The organism is Lactococcus sp. S64 (genome assembly GCF_016516525.1).
In the GTDB taxonomy this organism is placed as follows: Bacteria; Bacillota; Bacilli; order Lactobacillales; family Streptococcaceae; genus Lactococcus; species Lactococcus lactis.
Window position 1 is genome coordinate 262,465 of record NZ_JACVUQ010000001.1, and the last position, 23,217, is coordinate 285,681.

Here is a 23,217-nt window from a genome sequence, read left to right on the forward strand (position 1 = left end):
TCTTTCTATTCTCGAAAGGAGAAATCTATGAGTTGGCAAAATAACCTTCGGTCAGTAAGTCCCTATATTGCAGGTGAACAACCTGAACTTACTGACATGATCAAATTAAACACTAACGAAAATCCATATCCGCCCACTAGTGTAGCTCAATTATTTAATGAACGTTATAAGACAAAAAATTTGCGTCTTTACCCAAGTACTGACGCGAAAAGTTTAAGAAAAAAATTGGCCGACTATCATCATTTAGAAGTTGAACAGGTTTTTATTGGAAATGGCTCTGACGAAGTTTTGTCACTTAGTTTTCTGACCTTTTTTAATAGTCAAAGCCCTTTATTAATGCCTGACATTACTTATTCTTTTTACCCTATTTATTGCGAACTCTATCGAATTCCCTTTCAAAAAGTCCCTGTGGATGATGATTTTAAAGTTTCAATAAAAGATTATTGTATTGAAAATGGCGGAATTGTGATTGCAAATCCTAATGCTCCAACGGCTTTGGCGCTAAATCTTAAAGATATAGAAGAAATTCTGAAAAAAAATCAAAAATCAATTGTCTTGATTGATGAAGCCTATATTGATTTTGGTGGTGAAACATGTCTTCCTTTGCTTAAAAAATACGATAATTTAGTAGTGGTTCAAACTTTTTCTAAATCACGGAGTTTGGCAGGAATTCGTTTGGGTGTAGCTTATGGCTCTGCTGAAGCAATTTCTCATTTGTATGATGTGAAAAATTCATTTAATTCCTATCCAATTGATAGTTTGGCACAAATTATTGGAGAAGCAAGTTTAATGGATGAACATTATTTTCAAAAAAACATTCAGAAAATCATTAAGACAAGAGAAGTTTTTAAAGATAATCTGGTTAATTTAGGATTTGAAGTGACTGATTCAAAGGCTAACTTTGTTTTTGTTCATCATCCAAAAGTAAAAGCAGAAGAACTTTTTAAGGCGCTTTATGAGGCAAAAATTATTGTCAGGCATTGGAATCAACCACGGATTGATGATTGGTTACGGATAACTATTGGAACTAATAAAGAAATGAACAAAGTGATTGAATTTTTAAAAGGCTATTTAAAAAAGAATGAGGAAATTGACGAATGGAAAAAATAAATTATCTGCTTCCTGAAGAATCGGCAGAAATGACCTTGAATCAAGTTAAAAGTCTACGGCAGATAGAAGGTCGTTTAAGGAAATTATTTGGCTTGAAGAATTATCAGGAAGTCATGCCTCCAAGCTTTGAATATACACAACTCTATACAGCACTTGAAAGTAATGGAAAAACTTTTAATCAAGAAAAAATGTTTCAGTTTATCAATCATGAGGGACAATCAATTACACTCCGTTATGATTTTACACTTCCTTTAGTTAGACTTTATTCGCAAATCAAGGATTCTACTAGTGCTCGTTATTCCTATTTTGGAAAAATATTTAGAAAAGAAAAACGGCATAAAGGTCGTTCAACGGAAAATTATCAGATTGGTATTGAACTTTTTGGTGAATCAGCCGATAAGTCAGAATTAGAAATTCTTAGTTTAGCCCTTCAAGTGATTGAACAGTTAGGTTTGAATAAAACGGTCTTTGAAATAGGCTCAGCAAAATTTTTTCAACGTTTATGTCATTTAGCTGACGGTTCAACAGAGTTACTTACAGAACTTTTACTCAAGAAAGATTTGAGTGGTCTTAATGCTTTTATCGAAAAAAATAATTTTTCTAAGGAATTAAGAGAACTTTTGAAAGAAATATTTATTACTAATGAGTTATCAAGGTTGGAAAATTTAGTGACAAATACAAAAGATGATGTGCTCATTTCTTCCTTTAAACAGCTTAAAGAGTTTTCAGAAAAACTTTCAATGATTAAACCGATTATCATTGATTTGGGAATGGTTCCTAAAATGGATTATTATACTGATTTAATGTTTAAAGCTTACAGTTCAGCAGCTAATCAACCTATTTTATCAGGAGGAAGATATGACCAACTATTAAGTAATTTTCAAGAAGAGGCGGTTGCCATTGGTTTTTGTTGTCATATGGATACTATTTTAAAGGCACTGGAAAGACAAGAATTGGAGGAAGACAATGATTAAAATTGCCATAACTAAAGGACGAATCCAAAAACAAGTCACCAATTTATTGGAAAATGCGAACTATGATGTTGAACCAATTCTAAATCTAGGACGTGAATTACAAATTAAAACGAAAGATGATTTACAAATCATTTTTGGAAAAGCTAATGATGTCATTACTTTTTTAGAACATGGAATTGTTGATATTGGCTTTGTTGGTAAAGATACGCTTGATGAAAATGATTTTGATGATTATTATGAATTATTGGATTTAAAAATTGGGCAGTGTATTTTTGCCCTTGCTTCCTATCCTGACTTTTCAAATAAAAATTTTCAAAGACGTAAACGAATTGCTTCAAAATATCCAAGAGTGACAAAAAAATATTTTGCTCAAAAGCAAGAAGATATTGAAATTATCAAGTTGGAAGGCTCTGTTGAGCTTGGACCAGTTGTTGGTTTAGCCGATGCAATTGTTGACATTGTCGAAACAGGAAATACTTTATCTGCAAATGGTTTAGAGGTCATTGAAAAAATCAGTGACATTTCAACACGGATGATTGTCAATAAATCTAGTTTCAAATTTAAAAAAGATAAAATTATAGAAATGGTGGAGAGGTTAGAAGATGCTCAAACAAATTGATTATCAAGGAAAGCTTGAAGAAATTGCTGAAAAATTTCAAGGTCGAAAAACAGAAGTATCAAAAGAAGTTAATAAAACTGTTCAACAGATTGTAGAAGACATTCAAAAAAGTGGAGATACTGCCTTATTTAACTATGCTAAAAAGTTCGATGGTTATGATGTGAATACTAGTAATTTACTCGTCACGCCCATGGAACGTGAAACAGGACTAGAACAAATTGATGAGGATTATTTTAGAATTCTTAGACGCACCAAATCACAAATCGAAGAATTTCATAAGCACCAACTGGGAAATTCATGGAATATTTTTAAGGAAAATGGTGTTATCATGGGACAAATTGCGCGTCCTCTGGAACGTGTTGCTCTCTATGTTCCCGGAGGAACGGCTGCATATCCCTCAACAGTCATTATGAATGCTGTTCCAGCGCTTTTAGCAGGCGTCAAAGAAATTATTATGATTACTCCAGTTAAAGCTGATGGAAAAGTAAATCCAAATATTTTAGCAGCTGCTGAAGTTTGTGGAATAGAAACAATCTATAAAGTGGGTGGAGCACAAGGTGTTGCCGCCGTTGCGTATGGGACAGAATCTATTCCCAAAGTTGATAAGATTGTCGGACCCGGAAATATTTTTGTGGCTACAGCTAAGAAAATCTGTTATGGGGTGGTAGATATTGATATGATAGCCGGTCCGTCAGAAGTTCTAGTTATTGCTGACAAAACTGCCAATACAAAATATATCGCTGCTGATTTAATGGCGCAAGCAGAACATGATAAACTTGCGTCAGCGATTCTAGTGACGACTTCTGAAAAACTTGTTCAACAAGTAGATGAGGAATTAAATAGACAAGTTCAAAATTTGGAACGTCGTGAAATCATTGAAAGTTCCATCAGGAATTACGGTGGAGCCATTGTTGTAAAAAATATTGATGAAGCATTTGATGTTTCCAATCAGCTGGCTCCAGAACATTTAGAAGTTTTGACTAGTGAATCCTTAGTCCAGCTTCCAAAAATCAAAAATGCTGGCTCAATTTTTCTTGGAGAGTATACGCCAGAACCGCTAGGCGACTATATGTCAGGAAGCAATCATGTCTTACCTACTGGAGGAACAGCCAAATTTTACTCTGGTTTGGGTGTCCATAATTTCATAAAATATTCAACTTATAGCTATTATCCTAAAGAAGTTTTGGCTGACTTTAAAGAGGATGTTGAGACATTTGCAAAATCAGAAGGATTGACGGCTCATGCTAACTCAATTTCTGTGAGATTTGATGAAATGTAATACTTGAGACAAGATTTTAAAAATTTATTGGTCAAGGCGTGAGGAGCCACATGGATTTTAAAATATTGAATAAGAAAAATAGTAGGGAGAAAAACATGACAAAACAAGAAAATTATTATGCAGAAGTTTTCGAAAAACCATGGGGTCGGATGTTCTATGACTTACTTTTTCCACAGCTACTACCAAATTTGACAAAAGATTCAAAAATTCTGAGTTTCGGCTCTGGATTTGGTCGGACGGAAACATTTTTGATGGAACAGGGATTTGAAGTCACGGGCTATGAGCCTGACGTAGAAAAACTCGAGATGATGTCTGACCAAACTTTTCGTCAGTTGACAGGAACTTTTGACGACTTTGCAGAAACTGTTAAAAATGAGCGTTACGACGTGATTCTCATTCACAATGTTTTAGAATACGTCCTCGACCGAAAAGTCGTGTTGGAATTACTCTTGTCACTTTTGACAGATGGCGGCACGCTTTCTATTGTCAAGCACAGTAAGTACGGTAGCATGATAGAAGTGGCAGCAGGACGTGATAATCCGCAGGCAGCGCTTGATGTTTATGAAAATGAAGCTGTTGCTTCTCACAACCACGGCGATATCCTAGTTTATGACGATGATTGGCTGACAGATTTTGTGGCAAATTACAAACTGAAACTCCAAGAAAAATTTGGAATTCGTCATTTTTACGGTATTTCACAAAACGCAGAAATCAAAGAAACAGACAACTGGTATCAACCCATGCTTAAGTTAGAGCAAAAAGTAGCGAAAGACCAAACGCTGTATCCAGTCGCACGATTACATCATTTGATATTTAAAAAAACTAAGGAGAACCTGTTATGACACGCATATCACACATCACGCGTAATACCAAAGAAACACAAATCGAACTTTCCATCAATCTTGACGGCACAGGTCAAGCGGACATTAGTACAGGTATTGGTTTTCTCGACCACATGCTGACACTTCTCACCTTTCACAGCGATTTTGACTTAAAAATCATAGGACATGGGGATCATGAAACAGTAGGGATGGACCCGCACCATCTCATTGAAGATGTTGCGATTGCTCTTGGCAAATGTATCAGCGAAGCATTAGGTAATAAGCTCGGTATTCGACGTTATGGAAGTTTTACCATTCCAATGGATGAAGCTTTGGTGACTTGTGATTTAGATATTAGTGGACGACCTTATTTGGTATTTCATGCTGATTTATCAGGAAATCAAAAACTTGGTGGCTATGATACAGAAATGACTGAAGAATTTTTTCGTGCCCTTGCTTTTAATGCTGGGATTACGTTACATCTGAACGAACATTATGGGCAAAATACGCATCATATTATTGAAGGCATGTTTAAATCTACAGCGAGGGCGCTAAAACAAGCTGTAAGTATTGATGAAGCGAAAGCTAATTTAATTCCGTCATCGAAAGGATTACTATAAATGATTGTTATCATCGACTACAATATTGGAAATCTTCAAAGTGTACAGGCCGCATTTTTACGATTGGGACAAGAAACAGTGATTTCAAGAGATTTAGAGGAAATTCGTAAAGCAGATGCACTTATTCTTCCAGGAGTTGGGGCTTTTCCTACAGCAATGAATAATTTAAAAAAGTTTAATTTGATTGAACTTATACAAGAACGAGCTGCTGCTGGAATACCAATATTGGGAATTTGTTTAGGAATGCAAGTGCTTTTTGAAAAAGGATACGAGATAGAAGAAAGACAAGGTCTTGGACTTTTAAAGGGAGAGGTAATTCCAATCAAAACTAATGAGAAAATTCCGCATATGGGATGGAATCAATTAAACCTGGCTAAAACCAGTCCAACAACTCATTATTTGTCTGATAATGATGAGGTCTATTTTGTCCATTCTTATCAGGCGACTTGTCCTGATGATGAACTCATTGCCTACACCACTTATGGCGAAGTAAAAATTCCGGCAATTGTTGGAAAAAATAATGTGATAGGATGTCAATTTCACCCTGAAAAGAGTGGAGAAATTGGCAGAAAGATACTAAAAGCATTCTTGGAGGAAATTTAAATGAAGATTATTCCAGCAATTGATTTGCAAAATGGTGAAGCCGTGCGTCTCTACAAAGGAGATTATGATAAGAAAACGGTCTATTCAAAAAATCCCCTTGAAATTGCTCAAAAATTTGAAAGAATGGGGGCGACTGACCTCCATTTGGTTGATTTAGATGGTGCTAAGATAGGACAAACTCGTAATTTAGAGCTTGTGCGAAAAATAAAAGATGAAACAAGATTGAAAATCGAAATTGGTGGTGGAATTAGAGATTTCGATACAGTTAGAATGTATCTTGAACAAATTGGTGTGGAACGAGTGATTTTAGGAACCGCAGCGGTAGAAAAACCTGATTTTCTTAAGGAATTATTAATTAAATATGGTCCAAGCAAAATCATTGTTGGGGTAGATATTAGAGAGGGTTTTGTATCAACAAGTGGTTGGTTAGAAAAAACAAGTCTTCCTTACCTGTCATTTTTAAAAAAATTAGAGAGAATAGGGGTTAAAACCACTATTATTACTGATATCTCCAAAGACGGAACACTGACAGGTCCAAATTTTAAACTTTATGATGAAATTTCAAAGGAAAGTTCCCTAAACGTGATTATTTCTGGAGGTGTAAAGGATAATTCTGATATTCAACGTGCAACTCGTTCTGACTTCTATGGAATTATCGTTGGGAAAGCTTACTATGAGGGGAAAATTAATCTTGAAAAGGAGTTCAGGAATGCTAACTAAAAGAATCATCCCTTGTCTTGATATTAAAAATGGTAAGGTTGTTAAGGGAATCAATTTTGTGGGTTTAAGAGAAATAGGTGATCCAGTGGAATTGGCCAAAATATATGAAGAACAGTGTGCAGATGAAATTGTTTTTCTTGATATTACAGCATCTTTTGAAGAACGTGAAATTATTGGTGAATTAATTGGTCGGGCGGCGCGTGAACTTTCAATTCCATTAACCGTTGGTGGAGGAATTCGTTCAATTGACGATTTTAGAAGAATTCTTGCTAGAGGAGCTGATAAAGTATCCGTCAACTCAGCTGCAATTGAAAATCCTGAACTTATTCGTCAAGCGGCTAACGAATTTGGCGTTCAATGTGTTGTTGTTGCTATTGATGCTAAAAAACGAGCAGACCATAGGGGATATGATGTCTATATCAAAGGCGGGCGTGAAAATGCAGGTCTTGACTTAGTTGATTGGGCTAAAAAGTGTGAAAGATTAGGAACAGGCGAAATTTTACTAACCTCAATGGATAAGGATGGAACAAAGACAGGCTACGATTTGGAAATGCTGAATGACGTTTGTACTGCTGTTAATATTCCTGTTGTAGCAAGTGGCGGTTGTGGGAAGATTTCGGACATTGTTGAAGTTTTTCAAAATACAAGAAGCGATGCTGCCCTTGTTGCTTCATTATTTCATTATGGCGAAGCAACAGTTGATGAAGTTAAAGACGAACTTATAAAAAATAATATTCCAGCAAGAATTATTAAGAAGGAGACATTATGAGACCAGATTTTCATAAGCAGGAACTTATTCCTGTTATTGTTCAAGATTATCAAACAAATCAAGTATTAATGCTTGCCTATACAAATGAAGTAGCTTTTGAGAAAATGCTTGAAACTGGTGAGACTTGGTTTTGGTCACGTTCACGACAAAAACTTTGGCACAAAGGAGAAGAATCAGGTCATTTTCAAAAAATAAAAGGAATGCGTTTGGATTGCGACCAAGATACTTTATTGGTTTTTGTTGAACAAATTGGTAATGCTTGCCATACCGGAACTTACTCTTGTTTTTATGATGAACTTATTCCTTTTGATGACTCTGATATTTTCAGAGAGTTGGAGAAGCAAATCATCGACCGAAAGTTACATCCAGTCGAAAAATCTTATACGAATTATTTGCTTGGAGAGGGCATTGATAAAGTATTAAAAAAAGTTGGTGAAGAAGCAAGTGAAGTGATTATTGCTAGTAAAAATTCAGATAAAGGAGAACTTTTAGGAGAAATTGATGATTTACTTTATCATTTGTTTGTATTAATGAATCAGCAAGGTATTTCTCTAGAAGAAGTACGGCAAAAAGCAAAAGAACGGCATCAGCTAGAAGGAAATAAGAAGGAATTTCATACAAGGACGGCAGATTAAATGAAAAAATTAGATTATCATTTTCACTCTCATTTTTCGGCTGATAGTGAGGAGCTTCCTAGAAAGCATGTGACAGAAGCTATAGCACATGGTTTAGAAGAAATTTGTTTTACAGAGCATCGAGATTTTTATTTTCCAGGAATGGATTTTTCACTAAATCTACCTGAGTATTTTCAAGAAATCAATCGATTACAAGCGGAATTTAAAGATAAAATTAAAATAAAAATTGGCTTGGAAATGGGAATTGATTTACGTTTTAAATCAGAAATTAATCAGTTTATTGATTCGGCTTCTTTTGATTTTGTGATTGCCTCTGTTCATGAAATTGGAGATATTGAAGTTTATGACGGAACAGAATTTTATCTACAGAAAACAAAAGAAGAAGCACAAAGAGAATATCTTTTAGCTTGTTTAGATGTTGTTCAAAATTTTGAGACTTATAATTCATTTGGCCATTTAGATTATGTTGCTAGATATGGACCTTACACGGATAAATCAATAAAGTTTGCAGAGAATCGGGAGATTTTATTTGAAATCTTGCGGGCTTTAGCTTCAAAAGAAAAAGCATTAGAAATAAATACTAGATTGTTTGATGATCCGAAAACTGAACAATTTTATAGTGATTTATTGATTAATTTTAAAAAATTAGGTGGAAAATTTATAACTTTAGGAACGGATAGTCATATAGCAAAGCGTGATTGGCTTTCAATTCATAAAGCAAGAACTTTAATTAAAAAAGCTGGTTTTCACGAACTAGCAACTTTTAGTGGGATGAAAATTGATAAAAATAAAAAGTCTATTAAAGAATAATAGACTTTTTATATTATGATGCTAAATCTTTCTCAAGTAGCGCAAGACGTTCTTGAACTTCTTGATTTGATAGTTGGTGGGCTTTGATGTAACGGTTATTGGGATGAACTCGACATTCATGTGAACAAGCACCAAGATATTTTGCTTCGTTTTCCTCTGAAGCTAACATTTGTCTGTTACATTCTGGATTTCCGCAATTGATGTAACGTTCACATGGGCTTCCATCAAACCAATCACGTCCGACAATGACATGTTCTTTTTGGTTGATTGGAACTGCGATTCGGCTATCAAAAACATACATTTGTCCGTCCCAGAGATCTCCTTGAACTTCTGGGTCTTTTCCGTATGTGGCAATTCCTCCGTGAAGTTGACCAACATCTTTGAAGCCTTCACGAACGAGCCATCCTGAAAATTTTTCACAACGTATTCCACCGGTACAGTAGGTTAAAACACGTTTTTCCATGAATTGTTCTTTGTTATCTCGAATCCACTGTGGAAGTTCTCTAAAACTTCTTATTTCTGGACGAATGGCGCCACGAAAATGTCCTAAGTCAAATTCATAATCATTTCGTGCATCAATCACTACTGTATTTTCATCAAGCATGGCCTCACGAAACTCTTTTGGATCAAGATAAGCCCCAGTAAGTTCCAAAGGATTGACGTCATCTTCTAAACTTAAATTGACTAATTCAGGGCGATAACGGACATGCATTTTCTTAAAAGCATTTTGCTCGGCTTCATCAATTTTGAAAATTGTTGAGCTAAAGCGAGGGTCATTTTTCATCAATTCCATGTAGGCATTTGTTTGCTCGATAGTACCAGAAACAGTTCCGTTGATACCTTCGTCAGCAACTAAAATGCGTCCTTTTAAACCTAATTCTTTACAGTCTGCGAGGTGTTTTTGGGCAAAAGTTTCTCCATCTTCAATTGGGACATATTGGTAATATAATAAAACTCGATAATCTTGAGTCATAATTTCTCCTTAATCTTATTAGTACATTAGAATCCATTATAATTTAATCATTTTATGTCTACCTAAAGCAACAAAATTGCTTGTATATTTTCTAACAAGCTTAATTATTGTGGATTTAATTGAATATTAAAGGGAGAAGTTGTAATCTATTTGTTGTTAAATTCTTGTTAATACAAATAAATGCATTAAATATTATTATTTTATTGACAATTTAAAATATTAAGAGTATTATAATGTAAATTAACAAAAAAGAGGAACTTGAAATGACATACACACAATTTTCATTGTTGTTGATCAAGGTGGACCTACATTAGCTTTTGTGGCTAAAATATGTGGGTCCTGTTTGGCGATAGTCATTTCGAGGACCGAGAGACGTCCTCACGGGCGTCTTTTTTGTTTCTTAATAAAAAATAGAGGTAATATTATGCGAAAAATTGAATTCTTTGACACAAGTTTGAGAGATGGCGAACAGACGCCGGGCGTTAGTTTCTCCATTTCAGAAAAAGTAACGATTGCTAAACAACTGGAAAAATGGGGGATTTCTGTCATAGAGGCTGGTTTTCCTGCGGCAAGTCCAGATAGTTTTGAAGCAGTAAAGCAAATTGCTGATTCTTTGAATGATACGGCTGTCACTGCATTAGCTCGTTGTGTTATCTCAGATATCGATAAAGCGGTTGAAGCGGTAAAGGGGGCTAAATATCCGCAAATTCATGTTTTCATTGCCACTTCACCTATTCACATGAAATATAAACTTAAAATCAGTCCCGAAGAAGTTTTGAAAAATATTGATAAATGTGTGAAATACGCACGTGAACGGGTTGAGGTTGTTGAGTTTTCTCCAGAGGATGCAACAAGGACAGAGTTGAATTTTCTTTTAGAGGCTGTTCAAACGGCTGTCGATGCTGGAGCAACTTATATTAATATTCCTGACACTGTCGGTTATACGACACCAGAAGAATATGGAAAAATTTTTAAATTTTTGATTGATAATACTAAGTCTGAGAGAGAAATTATTTTTAGTCCACATTGTCATGATGATTTAGGAATGGCTGTAGCTAATTCATTAGCTGCAATTAAAGCTGGGGCTGGGAGAGTTGAAGGAACTGTCAATGGTATTGGAGAGCGAGCTGGGAATGCTGCTCTTGAAGAAATTGCTGTGGCACTACATATTCGTAAAGATTTTTATCAGGCACAAAGTCCTTTAAAACTTTCAGAAACTGCTGCAACGGCAGAACTAATTTCACAATTTTCAGGAATTGCTATTCCAAAAAATAAAGCAATTGTTGGTGCTAATGCTTTTGCACACGAATCAGGAATTCATCAAGATGGTGTCCTTAAAAATGCTGAAACTTATGAAATTATTACACCAGAACTTGTCGGAATAAAGCATAATTCGTTGCCTTTAGGTAAACTTTCTGGTCGTCATGCTTTTAGTGAAAAATTGACGGAACTTAATATTGCTTATGACGATGAAAGTCTTGCAATTTTATTTGAAAAATTTAAAAAGTTAGCTGACAAGAAAAAAGAAATTACTGACGCAGATATTCATGCCTTGTTTACAGGAGAAACGGTAAAAAATCTAGCTGGATTTATACTTGATAATGTTCAAATTGATGGGCACAAGGCATTGGTGCAACTAAAAAATCAAGAAGAGGAAATTTATGTTAGCCAAGGAGAGGGGGCAGGTTCAGTGGATGCAATTTTTAAAGCTATTGATAAAGTCTTTAATCATCAACTAAAATTAATTTCCTATTCAGTTGATGCTGTAACTGATGGAATTGATGCACAAGCAACGACTTTGGTTTCTGTTGAAAATCTATCTACAGGCACTATATTTAATGCTAAAGGTGTTGATTATGATGTATTGAAAGGAAGCGCCATTGCTTACATGAACGCTAATGTTTTAGTTCAAAAAGAAAATTTACAAGGAAAGGTTGAACAAATTTCAGCTCATGATGGAATTTAAGGTGAAAAATATTGTCTAAAAAAATTGTGACACTTGCGGGAGATGGAATTGGGCCAGAAATTATGTCAGCTGGTTTAAGTGTTTTAAAAGCTGTCAGTAAAAAAATTGATTTTGAGTATGAATTAGAAGCTAAAGATTTTGGAGGAATTGCAATTGATAAGCATGGTCATCCTTTACCAGAAGAAACTTTGCAAGCAGTTAAAAATGCTGACGCAATCTTGCTCGCTGCAATTGGTCATCCTAAATACAACAATGCAAAAGTTAGACCAGAACAAGGGCTACTTGCTTTACGAAAAGAATTAGGACTGTATGCTAATGTTCGTCCATTAAAAATTTATCCGGCTCTAAAAAAACTTTCTCCCATCCGAAATGTTGAAAATGTTGATTTCTTAGTGATTCGCGAACTGACAGGGGGAATCTATTTCGGTCAGCATGAATTGGCAGATGATAAAGCACGAGATGTCAATGATTATTCTGCTGATGAAATAAGAAGAATTCTTCATTTTGCTTTCAAAAGTGCTCAAAGTCGGCCCAGAAAATTACTGACTTCGGTTGATAAACAAAATGTTCTTGCAACTTCTAAATTATGGCGAAAAATGGCTGATGAAATTGCTGACGAATATCCTGATGTACGATTAGAGCACCAATTGGTCGATTCTTGTGCGATGTTACTGATTACTAATCCGCAACAATTTGATGTGATAGTCACTGAAAATCTATTTGGTGATATTCTCTCTGATGAAGCAAGTAGTTTGGCCGGTAGCTTAGGAGTGATGCCTTCGAGTTCGCATGGATTTAACGGTTTAGCACTCTATGAGCCAATTCATGGTTCGGCACCAGATATTGCAGGAAAAGGAATTGCGAACCCTGTTTCGATGATTCTATCAATTGCCATGATGCTAAGAGAATCTTTTGGGCAAGAAGATGGGGCTGCGATGATTGAAAAAGCCGTAACCCAAACTTTTACTGACGGAATTTTGACTAAAGATTTAGGTGGGACTGCAACAACTAAAGAAATGACAGAAGCAATCCTGAAAAATTGTCAGTAAAATGCGATTGAATAGTGAGCATTTTAGTTGTAGATAAAAGAACCGTCATCATAGCTGACAGTTCTGTCAGTAATTGCGATTGAATAGTGAGCATTTTAGTTGCAGACAAAAGAACCGTTAATAAATTTGATAATTCTATCAGTAAATATTACTGACAAAAAGTACAAAATTACTGACAGAATTTGTCAGAATAAATTTTTAAAAAAGGAAATAAAAAATGTCAGGTAAAACAATATTTGATAAACTTTGGGATCAGCATGTGATTGCTGGAAATGAGGGAGAACCTCAACTGCTTTATATTGACCTTCATGTTATTCATGAGGTTACGAGTCCGCAAGCATTTCAGGGCTTACGCGAAGCAGGACGTCGTGTTCGGAGAAAAGATTTGACATACGGAACTCTTGACCACAATGTTCCAACACAAGATATTTTTAATATTCAAGATTTGATTTCTAAAAAACAAATTGATACTTTTACTAAAAATGTCAAAGAATTTGATGTTCCAGCGGAGACTCATGGTGGAAAAGGACAAGGAATTGTTCACATGGTAGCACCTGAATCTGGCAGAACTCAACCGGGAAAAACAATTGTTTGTGGCGATAGTCATACCGCAACAAATGGAGCATTTGGTGCAATTGCTTTTGGAATTGGTACAAGTGAAGTTGAACATGTTCTTGCAACTCAAACCATTTGGCAAGTTAAACCCAAGCGTATGAAAATTGAATTTCAAGGTCATCCACAAAAAGGAATTTATAGCAAAGACTTTATCCTCGCATTAATTGCTAAATATGGTGTGGATGCAGGTGTAGGTTATGCGGTTGAATATAGTGGGGATGCTATCAGTGATTTAAGCATGGAAGAACGGATGACAATCTGTAACATGTCAATTGAATTTGGGGCAAAAATTGGCCTGATGAATCCTGATGAAAAAACTTATGACTATGTCAAAGGGCGTGAACATGCACCTAAAAACTTTGATGAAGCTGTCAGTAAATGGGAAAAACTTGTCAGTGATTCTGATGCACAATACGATAAGATTTTAAGTCTTGATGTCAGCCAGTTGAAACCAATGTTGACATGGGGAACAAATCCCGGAATGGGCCTAGAATTTGGCGAAAAGTTTCCGGAAATTAACAATGATTTGAATTATGAACGTGCTTATCAGTACATGGATTTAAAGCCAGGCCAAACCGCTTCTGACATAGATTTAGGCTATATTTTCATTGGTTCTTGTACGAATGCTAGACTTGGTGATTTAGAAGAAGCTGCAAAAATTATTGGAGACAGACATATTGCTGATGGACTGACAGGAATTGTCGTCCCTGGAAGCAGACCTGTGAAAGAAGCGGCTGAAGCACAAGGGCTTGATAAAATTTTTAAAGAAGCTGGTTTTGAATGGCGGGAACCGGGTTGCTCAGCCTGTCTTGGAATGAATCCTGACCAAATTCCAGAATACGTTCATTGTGCTTCAACCTCTAATCGAAATTTTGAAGGACGTCAAGGACATAATGCAAGAACGCACCTGTGCTCTCCAGCTATGGCCGCTGCCGCCGCAATCGCTGGTAAATTTGTAGATGTTAGAACGCTCGTAACAGATTAGTCTGTAGAAAGAAAAAAAGATGGAAAAATTCACGATTTACAAAGGGACAAGTGTTCCAGTCATGAACGATAATATTGACACAGACCAAATTATTCCTAAACAATTTTTGAAAGCAATCGATAAAAAGGGCTTTGGGAAAAATTTATTTTATGAATGGCGTTATCTTAAAGATTACGATGAGAATACTGATTTTATTTTGAATGCTCCAAAATACAAAAAAGCTTCTCTGTTAATTTCAGGAGATAATTTTGGTTCGGGTTCTTCAAGAGAACATGCGGCATGGGCCTTATCAGATTACGGCTTTCGGGCAATTATTGCTGGCTCTTACTCAGATATTTTTTATAATAATGCTTTAAAAAATGGCTTGTTACCAATTAAACAACCAAGAGAAGTTCTAAATCAACTGACAAAACTGTCAAGTCAAGAAGAAATTACAATTGATTTACCCCATCAGCTAATTATCACAAGTCTTGGTGACTTTCATTTTGAGATTGACCCCATTTGGAAAGACAAATTAATTAATGGCTTAGATGATATTGGAATAACTTTGCAATATGAAGAAGCAATCTCAGCGTACGAACAAAAAAATCAATAAGAGCGAGCCTAAAATGACAATTATTAATTTAAAGAATGTAAATCTTACTCGAAATAAAAAAGAAATTCTTAAAGATATTACTTGGAAAGTAAATTCCGGCGAAAATTGGGTTATTCTAGGCCTCAACGGTTCTGGAAAATCAAGTCTTTTGAAATTGATTTTAGCAGAAGAATGGAAAACTTCTGGCGAAATCACTGTTTTAAATACTCAATTTGGAAATGGAGAAATTCCTAAGTTGAGAAAAAGAATCAGCGTAGTTGGCTCATTTATTGCTGAAAGATTTCAACCAAATATTAAGGCTGAAAACCTTGTTTATACTGGGAAATTTAATTCGAGCATGCTCTATAAACCCTACACAGATCAGGAACTTGATGAGGCCCGTCAGCTTTTAAGACAAATGGGCGCAAAATCACTTATTGGCCGAAATTATGCCAGCCTTTCTCAAGGGGAAAAGCAAGTTCTTCTTATTGCTAGGAGCTTAATTTTAAAGCCTGAGCTTTTAATTTTGGACGAAGCAACGAACGGTTTAGATTTATTTGCTAAAGAAAAATTATTAAAGCAACTGCAGCAGATTAATCAATTAAAAACCGCACCAACACTCATTTATATTTCTCATCATCCCGATGAAATCACTGATATTTTTACTCACCTTTTACTTTTAAGAGAAGGAAAAGTGATTCAATCAGGGAAAAAAGAAAACTTATTAAATGAAAAGATACTTACTGATTTTTATCAAGAAAAAGTAGAAGTTCACCGTTTTGAGCAGAAATATTTTGTAATTCCTGCTAACTGAGAAAGGAAAGCAAAAGTATTTTATAGACTATATAGAATATTCTGACAAATTATTGTATTTTCATTTTTTTAGTGATAAAATAGCTCTATGTAAATTTACGGGGAGGTCAAAAAGATAACATATGGAATTCAAATATAACGGAAAAGTTGAATCAGTGGAACTCAATAAATATTCTAAGACATTGACTCAAGATCCAACACAACCAGCGACTCAAGCGATGTACTACGGCATTGGTTTTAAAGATGAGGATTTCAAAAAAGCTCAGGTCGGAATCGTCAGCATGGATTGGGACGGAAATCCATGTAATATGCACTTGGGAACACTTGGGAGTAAAATCAAAAGTTCTGTCAACCAAACTGACGGATTGATTGGACTTCAATTTCATACTATTGGAGTTTCTGATGGAATTGCTAACGGAAAGCTTGGCATGAGATATTCTTTGGTCAGTCGTGAAGTGATTGCTGACAGCATCGAAACCAACGCTGGCGCAGAATATTATGATGCCATCGTTGCCATTCCCGGTTGTGATAAAAATATGCCAGGGTCAATCATCGGAATGGCTCGCTTAAATCGTCCGTCAATTATGGTCTATGGTGGAACGATTGAACATGGCGAATATAAAGGTGAAAAATTAAATATTGTTTCGGCCTTTGAAGCTCTGGGGCAAAAAATCACTGGAAATATTTCTGATGAAGATTATCATGGCGTTATTTGCAATGCCATTCCAGGACAAGGGGCTTGCGGAGGAATGTACACTGCCAATACCCTGGCTGCTGCTATTGAAACTTTAGGAATGAGTTTACCTTATTCCTCTTCCAATCCAGCAGTCAGTCAAGAAAAACAAGAAGAGTGTGATGAAATTGGTTTAGCCATCAAAAATTTATTAGAAAAAGATATTAAACCAAGTGATATCATGACCAAAGAAGCTTTTGAAAATGCCATAACAATTGTCATGGTCCTTGGAGGCTCAACCAATGCTGTGCTTCATATCATTGCAATGGCAAATGCCATTGGTGTAGAAATTACGCAAGATGATTTCCAACGTATTTCAGATATTACCCCTGTTCTTGGCGATTTCAAACCAAGCGGAAAATATATGATGGAAGATCTGCACAAAATTGGTGGCCTTCCTGCTGTTTTGAAATACCTACTTAAAGAAGGAAAACTTCACGGTGATTGTTTGACCGTCACAGGTAAAACTTTGGCTGAAAATGTTGAAACAGCATTAGATTTGGACTTTGACAGCCAAGATATTATGCGACCACTAAAAAATCCAATTAAAGCTACTGGACATTTACAAATCTTGTACGGTAATCTTGCCCAAGGGGGTTCTGTTGCAAAAATTTCTGGTAAAGAAGGCGAATTTTTCAAAGGAACTGCTCGTGTTTTTGACGGAGAACAACACTTTATCGATGGCATTGAGTCTGGCCGATTGCATGCCGGTGATGTTGCGGTCATTAGAAATATTGGACCAGTCGGAGGTCCGGGAATGCCAGAGATGTTAAAACCAACTTCAGCATTAATTGGAGCCGGACTTGGAAAATCTTGTGCCCTAATTACTGACGGAAGATTTTCTGGTGGCACACACGGCTTTGTTGTGGGTCATATCGTCCCTGAAGCAGTTGAAGGTGGGTTGATTGGTTTAGTTGAAGATGATGATATTATCGAAATTGATGCGGTGAATAATAGTATTAGTTTAAAAGTTTCTGATGAAGAAATTGCTAAACGACGTGCCAATTATCAAAAACCAACCCCTAAAGCAACGCGTGGTGTCCTTGCAAAATTTGCCAAACTTACACGCCCCGCTAGTGAAGGTTGCGTTACAGATTTATAGAAAGGTTTGAATGAAAAAAATAAAGTTAGAAAAACCTACTTCCGGTTCCCAACTTGTTCTCCAAACCTTAAAAGAACTTGGAGTAGAAATTATTTTTGGTTATCCTGGTGGGGCCATGCTCCCCTTGTATGATGCGATTCATAATTTTGAAGGAATTCAACATATTTTAGCCCGTCATGAGCAAGGAGCAACGCATGAAGCCGAAGGTTACGCTAAATCGTCTGGTAAAGTTGGTGTCGTCGTTGTTACGTCTGGACCGGGAGCGACTAATGCAGTAACCGGAATTGCTGACGCTTATCTTGATTCAGTCCCATTGTTAGTTTTCACAGGTCAAGTTGGCCGTCAGTCAATTGGTAAAGATGCTTTTCAAGAAGCAGATACTGTTGGAATTACAGCCCCAATTACAAAATATAATTATCAAATTAGGGAAACTGCAGATATTCCAAGAATTGTTACAGAAGCCTATTATTTGGCAAGGACAGGACGTCCTGGACCAGTAGAAATTGATTTACCAAAAGATGTTTCCACCCTTGAAGTCACTGAAATTAATGACCCAAGCTTGAATCTTCCTCATTATCACGAAAGTGAAAAAGCGACTGATGAACAATTGCAAGAATTACTGACAGAACTTTCTGTCAGTAAAAAACCAGTCGTTATTGCTGGCGGAGGAATTAATTATTCTGGCTCAGTTGATATTTTCAGAGTATTTGTCGAAAAATATCAAATTCCAGTTGTTTCTACATTGCTTGGCTTAGGAACATTACCAATCAGCCACGAATTGCAACTAGGAATGGCAGGAATGCACGGTTCATACGCTGCAAATATGGCTTTAGTTGAAGCTGACTATATTATTAATTTGGGATCACGTTTTGACGATAGAGTTGTATCCAATCCTGCAAAATTTGCTAAAAATGCTGTCGTTGCTCATATTGATATTGACGCTGCTGAACTTGGCAAAATTGTAAAAACCGATATTCCAATCCTTTCTGATTTGAAAGCGGCTTTAAGCAGACTTTTGCAATTAAATAAGGTCAAGACTGACTTTAATGATTGGATTAAAACTGTCATTGAAAATAAAGAGAAAGCACCATTTACTTATGAGCCCCAAAACCATGATATCCGTCCACAGGAAACAATTAAATTAATTGGAGAATATACCCAAGGAGATGCAATCATTGTAACTGATGTTGGGCAACATCAAATGTGGGTGGCACAATATTATCCTTATAAAAATGCAAGGCAACTTATTACTTCTGGGGGAATGGGAACGATGGGCTTTGGCATTCCTGCAGCAATCGGTGCAAAGCTGGCACAACCAAATAAAAATGTCATTGTTTTTGTTGGCGATGGTGGCTTTCAAATGACTAATCAAGAATTAGCATTACTTAATGGCTACGGTATTGCAATCAAAGTTGTTCTGATTAATAATCATTCATTGGGAATGGTACGTCAATGGCAAGAATCATTCTATGAAGAGCGACGTTCACAATCAGTTTTTGATGTTGAACCCAATTTTCAATTGTTAGCCGAAGCTTATGGCATCAAACATGTTAAGTTAGATAATCCAAAAACTTTGGCTGATGATTTAAAAATTATTACAGAAGATGAGCCAATGCTTATTGAAGTTCTAATTTCAAAATCTGAACATGTTTTACCAATGATACCAGCTGGATTACACAATGACGAAATGATTGGACTTCATTTTACTGATAAGAATGAGGAGGTAGATAATGCGTAGAATGATTATCGCAAAACTTCATAATGTAACAGGAATTATGAATCGATTTACCGCCGTTCTCAATCGAAGGCAAGTGAACATTCTCTCAATTACCGCTGGAGTTACAGAAAGTCAAGACTTAACTCATACCACTTTTGTTATTGAAGTTGATCATCTTGATGAAGTAGAACAAATCATTAAACAATTAAATCGATTAATTGATGTGATTGAAGTAGCTGATATTACAGATTTGCCTCATGTAGAACGTGAAGTCGTCTTGATTAAAGTATCAGCTCCACCGACCATTAGGGCAGAAATTTTTACAATGATTGAACCTTTTAGAGTAAATGTAGTTGATGTCAATCTGGAAAATGTCACCATTCAATTAACGGGTGATTCAGCAAAAATCGAAGCACTTATTGATGTTGTTAGTCCTTATGGCATTCTAAATATGGCTCGGACAGGTAGTGCAGGCTTCGAGCGTGGCTAAATTTAAATAAGTTAACAAATAAATAGAAAAATAGAGGAAACAAAAATGGCAGTTACAATGTATTATGAAGATGATGTAGAAGTATCAGCACTTGCTGGAAAGCAAATTGCAGTAATCGGCTATGGGTCACAAGGACATGCTCACGCACAGAATTTGCGTGATTCTGGTCACAACGTTATCATTGGTGTGCGCCACGGAAAATCTTTTGATAAAGCAAAAGAAGATGGCTTTGAAACATTTGAAGTAGGAGAAGCGGTAGCTAAAGCTGATGTTATTATGGTTTTGGCGCCAGATGAACTTCAACAATCCATTTATGAAGAGGACATCAAACCAAACTTGAAAGCAGGTTCAGCACTTGGTTTTGCTCACGGATTTAATATCCATTTTGGCTATATTAAAGTACCAGAAGACGTTGACGTCTTTATGGTTGCACCTAAGGCTCCAGGTCACCTTGTCCGTCGGACTTATACTGAAGGTTTTGGTACACCAGCTTTGTTTGTTTCACACCAAAATGCAAGTGGTCATGCGCGTGAAATCGCAATGGATTGGGCCAAAGGAATTGGTTGTGCTCGAGTGGGAATTATCGAAACAACCTTTAAAGAAGAAACAGAAGAAGATTTGTTTGGAGAACAAGCCGTTCTATGTGGAGGTTTGACAGCACTTGTTGAAGCCGGTTTTGAAACACTGACAGAAGCTGGATACGCTGGCGAATTGGCTTACTTTGAAGTTTTACACGAAATGAAATTGATTGTTGACCTCATGTATGAAGGTGGTTTTACTAAAATGCGTCAATCCATCTCAAATACTGCTGAGTTTGGCGATTATGTGACTGGTCCACGGATTATTACTGACGAAGTTAAAAAGAATATGAAGCTTGTTTTGGCTGATATTCAATCTGGAAAATTTGCTCAAGATTTCGTTGATGACTTCAAAGCGGGGCGTCCAAAATTAACAGCCTATCGCGAAGCTGCTAAAAATCTTGAAATTGAAAAAATTGGGGCAGAACTACGTAAAGCAATGCCATTCACACAATCTGGTGATGACGATGCCTTTAAAATCTATCAGTAATTTCTCTTATTGATTGAACAAAAACATAAAAGCATTTTATGGAGGAATGACATAAATGATAAGTGCCAAAGAGGTTGAAGATGCCTATGATTTGTTAAAAGCAGTTGTCACTAAAACACCTTTACAATTAGACCCTTACCTTTCCAATAAATATCAAGCAAATATTTACTTAAAAGAAGAAAACTTACAGAAAGTTCGTTCTTTTAAATTACGAGGAGCTTATTATTCTATCAGTAAATTATCTGATGAGCAACGCTCTAAAGGAGTGGTTTGTGCCTCCGCAGGTAATCATGCACAAGGAGTTGCTTTTGCCGCAAATCAATTAAATATTTCTGCGACAATTTTTATGCCCGTTACCACACCTAACCAAAAAATTTCACAAGTTAAATTTTTTGGCGAAAGTCATGTAACAATTCGTTTAATTGGTGATACTTTTGATGAATCAGCCAGAGCAGCAAAAGCTTTTTCTCAAGATAATGACAAACCATTTATAGACCCTTTTGATGATGAAAATGTAATTGCTGGTCAAGGGACAGTGGCTTTAGAAATTTTTGCGCAAGCTAAAAAACAAGGAATAAGTTTAGATAAGATTTTTGTACAGATTGGTGGAGGTGGTTTAATTGCAGGAATTACGGCCTACAGTAAGGAGCGCTATCCCCAAACTGAAATTATCGGAGTTGAAGCAAAAGGGGCAACAAGTATGAAAGCTGCCTACTCTGCTGGTCAGCCCGTCACCTTGGAACACATTGATAAATTTGCTGACGGAATTGCGGTTGCGACTGTCGGTCAAAAAACTTACCAACTTATTAATGACAAAGTGAAACAATTGCTTGCGGTTGATGAAGGTTTAATTTCTCAAACCATACTCGAATTGTATTCAAAATTAGGTATTGTCGCCGAACCAGCAGGTGCAACATCTGTTGCCGCACTTGAACTTATTAAAGATGAAATCAAGGGTAAAAATATTGTCTGTATCATCAGCGGCGGAAATAATGATATTAGTCGAATGCAAGAAATTGAAGAAAGAGCTTTGGTTTATGAAGGTCTAAAACATTATTTTGTCATTAACTTTCCTCAAAGACCAGGAGCCTTACGAACTTTTGTCAGTGATATTTTAGGGCCAAATGATGATATTACCCGATTTGAGTACATCAAAAGGGCTGATAAAGGTAAAGGACCTTGTCTTGTTGGGATTTTACTTTCAGATGCTAGTGATTATGATTCATTGATTAATCGGATTGAAAGATTTGATAATCGTTATGTTAACTTACATGGAAATGATAGTTTATACGAACTTTTGGTCTAACTAACCAATAATTGATTTGAGCCATTTTCTAGTTTCAATTCTCTTTAAATCACTAGAAATTTGATATAATTTAATTAATAAATTATTTAAATTTAATGAGATAGAAAAGAGAAATATCATGACAGAAATCACACAACTTTTTCAATATAATACCCTTGGAGCTTTAATGGCAGGCCTTTACGAGGGGACAATGACAATTGGTGAACTTCTGAAACATGGTGATTTAGGAATTGGAACTTTAGATTCTGTTGATGGAGAATTAATTGTTTTGGACGGCAAAGCCTACCAAGCTAAAGGTGATAAAACTATCGTCGAATTAACTGATGACATCAAAGTTCCTTATGCTGCAGTTGTTCCCCATCAGGCAGAGGTAGTTTTTAAGCAAAAATTTACGGCCAGTGATAAGGAATTAGAAGACCGAATCGAAAGCTATTTTGACGGGCAAAACTTATTTCGCTCAATCAAAATAACTGGTGAGTTTCCAAAAATGCACGTTCGTATGATTCCACGGGCAAAATCAGGGACAAGATTTGTAGAAGTTTCACAAAATCAACCCGAATACACTGAAGAAAACGTCAAAGGAACAATTGTTGGGATTTGGACTCCAGAAATGTTTCATGGTGTGAGTGTTGCTGGTTATCACCTCCATTTTATTAGTGAAGATTTTACTTTTGGTGGACATGTCCTTGATTTTATTATTGATAATGGTACTGTTGAAATTGGCGCAATTGACCAATTGAACCAATCATTCCCCGTTCAAGATCGCAAATTCTTGTTTGCTGACCTTGATATTGAAGCACTAAAAAAAGATATCGATGTAGCTGAATGATAATCACTAGATTTCTTTAGCTATATTAAAGGAGAAA

At 36.0% G+C, this 23,217-nt stretch carries 23 protein-coding genes; 22 read left to right on the forward strand and 1 reads right to left on the reverse strand.

Annotated features, from left to right (window positions below; all coding sequences use genetic code 11):
- The first annotated feature begins 27 nt into the window (after positions 1 to 27).
- From hisC to IAE51_RS01280, 11 genes are all read left to right on the forward strand, one after another.
- On the forward strand, positions 28 to 1,110 hold the full coding sequence (hisC, locus tag IAE51_RS01230) for a histidinol-phosphate transaminase (protein WP_003131105.1): 1,083 nt from the start codon (positions 28 to 30) through the stop codon (positions 1,108 to 1,110).
- On the forward strand, positions 1,098 to 2,084 hold the full coding sequence (locus IAE51_RS01235; RefSeq protein ID WP_032946489.1) for an ATP phosphoribosyltransferase regulatory subunit: 987 nt from the start codon (positions 1,098 to 1,100) through the stop codon (positions 2,082 to 2,084). Before hisC ends, IAE51_RS01235 begins: the two co-directional genes overlap by 13 nt.
- Positions 2,077 to 2,703: an ATP phosphoribosyltransferase gene (gene hisG / locus IAE51_RS01240; protein WP_003131107.1), complete on the forward strand. Its 627-nt coding sequence runs from the start codon at positions 2,077 to 2,079 to the stop codon at positions 2,701 to 2,703. The genes IAE51_RS01235 and hisG overlap by 8 nt, the downstream gene beginning before the upstream one ends.
- Entirely contained in the window at positions 2,687 to 3,982 is a 1,296-nt protein-coding gene (gene hisD, locus IAE51_RS01245; protein ID WP_200094537.1) for a histidinol dehydrogenase, read from the forward strand. Before hisG ends, hisD begins: the two co-directional genes overlap by 17 nt.
- 95 nt (positions 3,983 to 4,077) lie before the next feature.
- On the forward strand, positions 4,078 to 4,824 hold the full coding sequence (locus IAE51_RS01250; RefSeq protein ID WP_226319422.1) for a methyltransferase domain-containing protein: 747 nt from the start codon (positions 4,078 to 4,080) through the stop codon (positions 4,822 to 4,824).
- Positions 4,821 to 5,423 (forward strand): imidazoleglycerol-phosphate dehydratase HisB, encoded by a 603-nt coding sequence (gene hisB / locus IAE51_RS01255; protein ID WP_139916727.1) that lies wholly within the window; start codon positions 4,821 to 4,823, stop codon positions 5,421 to 5,423. The genes IAE51_RS01250 and hisB overlap by 4 nt, the downstream gene beginning before the upstream one ends.
- Positions 5,424 to 6,026 (forward strand): imidazole glycerol phosphate synthase subunit HisH, encoded by a 603-nt coding sequence (gene hisH, locus IAE51_RS01260; RefSeq protein ID WP_033899582.1) that lies wholly within the window; start codon positions 5,424 to 5,426, stop codon positions 6,024 to 6,026.
- Positions 6,027 to 6,746, forward strand: a complete 720-nt coding sequence (gene hisA, locus IAE51_RS01265) for a 1-(5-phosphoribosyl)-5-[(5-phosphoribosylamino)methylideneamino]imidazole-4-carboxamide isomerase (protein ID WP_058206573.1) — start codon at positions 6,027 to 6,029, stop codon at positions 6,744 to 6,746.
- Positions 6,736 to 7,515, forward strand: coding sequence for an imidazole glycerol phosphate synthase subunit HisF (gene hisF, locus IAE51_RS01270; protein WP_085624359.1), 780 nt, complete (start codon positions 6,736 to 6,738; stop codon positions 7,513 to 7,515). Before hisA ends, hisF begins: the two co-directional genes overlap by 11 nt.
- Positions 7,512 to 8,150, forward strand: a complete 639-nt coding sequence (gene hisIE, locus IAE51_RS01275) for a bifunctional phosphoribosyl-AMP cyclohydrolase/phosphoribosyl-ATP diphosphatase HisIE (protein WP_021721688.1) — start codon at positions 7,512 to 7,514, stop codon at positions 8,148 to 8,150. The genes hisF and hisIE overlap by 4 nt, the downstream gene beginning before the upstream one ends.
- Complete coding sequence (locus IAE51_RS01280; protein ID WP_058206575.1) at positions 8,151 to 8,960, forward strand: histidinol-phosphatase; 810 nt, start codon at positions 8,151 to 8,153, stop codon at positions 8,958 to 8,960. It begins immediately after the preceding gene.
- 13 nt (positions 8,961 to 8,973) lie between these two features.
- Here the strand turns inward: IAE51_RS01280 and IAE51_RS01285 are convergent, their stop codons facing one another.
- Positions 8,974 to 9,933, reverse strand: coding sequence for a rhodanese-related sulfurtransferase (locus tag IAE51_RS01285; protein ID WP_003131122.1), 960 nt, complete (start codon positions 9,931 to 9,933; stop codon positions 8,974 to 8,976).
- A 424-nt stretch (positions 9,934 to 10,357) separates the two neighbouring features.
- Between IAE51_RS01285 and IAE51_RS01290 the strand changes: the two genes are divergently transcribed.
- The 11 genes from IAE51_RS01290 (at position 10,358) to budA (ending at position 23,180) form a co-directional block, all read left to right on the forward strand.
- Entirely contained in the window at positions 10,358 to 11,899 is a 1,542-nt protein-coding gene (locus IAE51_RS01290; RefSeq protein WP_058203795.1) for a 2-isopropylmalate synthase, read from the forward strand.
- Between the two features lie 11 nt (positions 11,900 to 11,910).
- Positions 11,911 to 12,948, forward strand: a complete 1,038-nt coding sequence (gene leuB / locus IAE51_RS01295) for a 3-isopropylmalate dehydrogenase (RefSeq protein WP_012897815.1) — start codon at positions 11,911 to 11,913, stop codon at positions 12,946 to 12,948.
- Positions 12,949 to 13,165: 217 nt separating this feature from the next.
- Entirely contained in the window at positions 13,166 to 14,548 is a 1,383-nt protein-coding gene (leuC, locus tag IAE51_RS01300; protein WP_200094540.1) for a 3-isopropylmalate dehydratase large subunit, read from the forward strand.
- A gap of 19 nt (positions 14,549 to 14,567) precedes the next feature.
- Entirely contained in the window at positions 14,568 to 15,143 is a 576-nt protein-coding gene (leuD, locus tag IAE51_RS01305) for a 3-isopropylmalate dehydratase small subunit (RefSeq protein ID WP_200094543.1), read from the forward strand.
- A gap of 13 nt (positions 15,144 to 15,156) precedes the next feature.
- Positions 15,157 to 15,936 (forward strand): ABC transporter ATP-binding protein, encoded by a 780-nt coding sequence (locus IAE51_RS01310; protein WP_200094545.1) that lies wholly within the window; start codon positions 15,157 to 15,159, stop codon positions 15,934 to 15,936.
- A 121-nt stretch (positions 15,937 to 16,057) separates the two neighbouring features.
- Positions 16,058 to 17,770, forward strand: a complete 1,713-nt coding sequence (ilvD, locus tag IAE51_RS01315) for a dihydroxy-acid dehydratase (protein ID WP_014570601.1) — start codon at positions 16,058 to 16,060, stop codon at positions 17,768 to 17,770.
- Between the two features lie 10 nt (positions 17,771 to 17,780).
- A complete protein-coding gene (locus tag IAE51_RS01320; protein WP_200094547.1) occupies positions 17,781 to 19,508 on the forward strand; it encodes an acetolactate synthase large subunit in 1,728 nt (575 codons plus the stop codon).
- A complete protein-coding gene (gene ilvN, locus IAE51_RS01325; protein ID WP_010905839.1) occupies positions 19,501 to 19,977 on the forward strand; it encodes an acetolactate synthase small subunit in 477 nt (158 codons plus the stop codon). Before IAE51_RS01320 ends, ilvN begins: the two co-directional genes overlap by 8 nt.
- Before the next feature lie 45 nt (positions 19,978 to 20,022).
- Complete coding sequence (gene ilvC / locus IAE51_RS01330; RefSeq protein ID WP_017864494.1) at positions 20,023 to 21,045, forward strand: ketol-acid reductoisomerase; 1,023 nt, start codon at positions 20,023 to 20,025, stop codon at positions 21,043 to 21,045.
- Between the two features lie 55 nt (positions 21,046 to 21,100).
- Positions 21,101 to 22,351, forward strand: coding sequence for a threonine ammonia-lyase IlvA (ilvA, locus tag IAE51_RS01335; RefSeq protein WP_015426407.1), 1,251 nt, complete (start codon positions 21,101 to 21,103; stop codon positions 22,349 to 22,351).
- Positions 22,352 to 22,469: 118 nt separating this feature from the next.
- Positions 22,470 to 23,180, forward strand: a complete 711-nt coding sequence (gene budA, locus IAE51_RS01340) for an acetolactate decarboxylase (RefSeq protein ID WP_003131140.1) — start codon at positions 22,470 to 22,472, stop codon at positions 23,178 to 23,180.
- Positions 23,181 to 23,217 lie beyond the last annotated feature (37 nt).